This is a genomic window from Nisaea nitritireducens (genome assembly GCF_014904795.1).
Lineage (GTDB): Bacteria > Pseudomonadota > Alphaproteobacteria > Thalassobaculales > Thalassobaculaceae > Nisaea > Nisaea nitritireducens.
The window spans coordinates 1-713 of the sequence record NZ_JACZFS010000096.1; the positions used below are offsets into that span (position 1 = coordinate 1).

General features: G+C 67.5%; 1 protein-coding gene. It reads right to left on the reverse strand.

Going from position 1 to position 713, the window contains the following annotated elements; genetic code table 11:
- Positions 1 to 701 (reverse strand): beta-ketoacyl [acyl carrier protein] synthase domain-containing protein (locus tag IG629_RS22525; RefSeq protein WP_226887032.1); only part of this gene is annotated, 701 nt, incomplete at its 3' end.
- Positions 702 to 713: the final 12 nt, after the last annotated feature.

Sequence of the window (713 nt, forward strand, 5' to 3'; positions counted from 1 at the left end):
GCGGAGGCCGCTGGCGGCCCCTCGTAGCTCGCCGCAACCACATGCGCATTGGTCCCGCTCATCCCGAAGGCGCTCACCGCACCAACACGCCGATTGGCATGGTTCAGCGGCCAGGGCCGGGTTTCCCTGTTCACGTAGAAAGGGCTGTCCTGCCAGCGGATATAGCCACTCTCCCGCGCGCAATGCAGGCTGGCCGGCAACGTGCCGTGCCGCAGAGACTGGACCAGCGCGATCAAGCTGACCACACCCGACGCCGCAAAACTGTGCCCCAGATTACTCTTCACAGAGGTCAGCGCACACTGCCCGGGCGCCGCGCCGCTGTCCCTGAAGGCGTCGCAGAGAGCATTGATCTCGACAGGATCCCCGAGGCGCGTCCCGGTCCCGTGGGTCACGATATGGCCGATCTCGCGCCGGTCGATGCCGCAATCCGCGTAGAGCCCCGAGATCAGGTCACGCTGCGCTATCCGGCTCGGCGCCGTGATCCCGTTGGTCTTGCCGTCATAGTTCAGCGCGCTGCCCAGAATGAGACCATGGATCGGATCCCCATCAGCCTCGGCACGAGACTGGCGCTTCAGCACAAGCGCCGCAACCGCCTCCCCCGCCACCGTGCCGTTGGCATCCTCGGCAAAGGCCCGGCACGTCCCGTCCGGCGACAGCATCCCCGCCGCGCGCATGCCCAGGATCGGGCCTGGCGTCAGCATCAGGCTCACGCC